The organism is Deltaproteobacteria bacterium (genome assembly GCA_003194485.1).
Lineage (GTDB): Bacteria > Desulfobacterota > Dissulfuribacteria > Dissulfuribacterales > UBA3076 > UBA3076.
In genome coordinates this window covers 34,314-36,465 of sequence record PQXD01000007.1, presented here as the reverse complement: position 1 = coordinate 36,465, position 2,152 = coordinate 34,314, and the positions used below count along the sequence as shown (strand labels likewise).

At 52.0% G+C, this 2,152-nt stretch carries 1 protein-coding gene; it reads right to left on the bottom strand.

Features of this window, described 5'->3' with window-relative positions:
• Positions 1–215: 215 nt before the first annotated feature.
• On the bottom strand, positions 216–1,775 hold the full coding sequence (locus C4B57_05465) for a hypothetical protein (protein PXF54781.1): 1,560 nt from the start codon (positions 1,773–1,775) through the stop codon (positions 216–218).
• Positions 1,776–2,152: the final 377 nt, after the last annotated feature.

Sequence of the window (2,152 nt, the reverse complement as noted above, 5' to 3'; positions counted from 1 at the left end):
TTTCCTGGCTTTTGCAGTACGGGAAACCCTGGCTCCGGAGCGCAGCGGAGGAGAACAGGGAGGGTCCCATGCTGCAAAAGTCTCAGAAAACAAGGGACGAGAGCATTGGAGGGACAAGGGATGATTATCCAATAATCAAAGACTATATATCGAAGCGGAGCTAACTCAATAGTCATAATAGTCATAAAAATCCATTGCCTATTTAAAAGTATGATTTATTTAGACAGTACCTTCTCAAGATTACCAAAGCCGATCTCGCCCAAGGGTAATACCTTTTGCGTAAAGTCTCGAGGGCCGTCTCTGCCGAACCGCTCGTAGATATCACGAAATCGCCGCCGGCCTATAGTATAACAAAGCTGATATCCGGGCTTCAATGCGTATTTGCGCACGACTGATGCTGCCTGGTTTTTGCTCATACCTGCCTGTTCAAGAAGGCATGCCGCAGTGAATAAATCCATTCCGGTTTGAATGTCAAGGTCCACCCTGCCGCGAACAGCCCGCCAAAAGCGCCTTCTGGCAAGGAGAAGGCGGTCTGCAGGCCCCTTGAAGTATCCGGTATGTGACAGCAATTCCTCGGCAAAGCAGGCCCATCCCTCGTAGTAAAGAGGAAACTCAATAGGCCGTCGCAAGGCCTTTTTCAGGTTCCAGCGGGATGCGTCCAGGAGGTGATGACCCGGATAGGTCTCATGGGCTGTGAGCATGCGCCAGTCGGGCTGAAGGATCTCCTGCAGCTTCTCAGGGTCATCGACATCAAGGATGAAGAATGTGCCGCCGCAGGGAGGATGCCCGGGAGGTATGCTATAGGCTGCGGCGCTCCGGATAGCAGAGAGGTAAAACGGAACCGGCTCCACCCGGACCGGGCAGGAACTGAAAAGGTCTGTCGAGACAAGTCCCTGCTCCAGGCAGTGCTGCCCGAGTTCGAGCACTGCATCGTGATACAGACCGACAAGTCCGTCCTCGGGCAGGGATGGCAGAGGGATAGATTTATATATCTCCTGCCAGGAGTGCCCCGGGTCCAGACGGCGTGCTTCTTCACTCATAATCTCCTGTGTTTCCCGGATTTCATGCTCAAGTTCCTCCCGGACATCTTCCATTCCGGCGGCACAGCCCATGTGGTTGCAGACAATGCGCTCAAGCAGCTCAGGGGCGAGGAGAAAATTATCGCAGATGGATATCCGGCGGAGATGGTCTTCAAAACCCTCAAGAGCCATGAGAACGGGCTTGAGCCCGGATCGAATGTGCCTGATAGAAGAAAGCCATGACCTTGTAGCTCCGGCCATCTCAAGGCCGAGATCACGGAACAGGGAAGGAATATGAACGAGATTCATGCGGGCCTTGTCCAAAAAGGCAGGAAGACCCCTTACGCGGTCTTCCCATGCGGCAGGGTCTTGATCCAGTGCATCAGCCAGTCCAACGCAGGCAATAGTGAGATAAAGAGTGGGCTGTGTTTCATGAAAACGGACCTCGGTAAGCTGCTCGCGAACGGTCTGCGCGACCTGGCAAAGCATGGAGATATCAATAAGTGTATCTTGACCGGACATGTTTTTTGCCAGTCGCGCCAGATCCTCTTCCCAGGCCAGGAGCTTATCAGCGATCTCCTCCACTGCCTCCTGTGAAAAATCATCCCATCTGGACCAGTCTTCTTTCAGTGACTGTACCTGAGGGAAATAATGAAACTCATCACTGACTGAACATATGGGAAAACACCGCGCAAGTGCCTCGAACATTCGGGCCGCTATGTCCTGCACGTCATGATTATTGTCAAATGCTTCCATTCTTGCTCCAAGATTTACATACTACTGAGCCGGAGCATCTCCACTTCAAGGCGTAATAGATCCATGGCTGCCCGCCGGTTTCGCCTGAGAGCTTCCATTCCTCCTCTCCTTTTCTTTCATGATGTCCCTCCTTGATCCCGTTTCTTTTTCTCAGAAATTAGGTACACTAATCAATCCCTGTAATGCAACTTCAACAGGGGAATATTTTCGAGGATGCGGTCATTCATTAACCTTCAAACGTGAATATTCAGTGAACCCGTTATATCCTGCCTTGGAGCGGTTACCTTTTTCCGGGTTTCAAAGCTCACTCATCGCAGACCGGAGAGGCAGTGCAATCCGGCCCGCGATCGAAACCCTGCAAAAGGCAAACCGCTCCT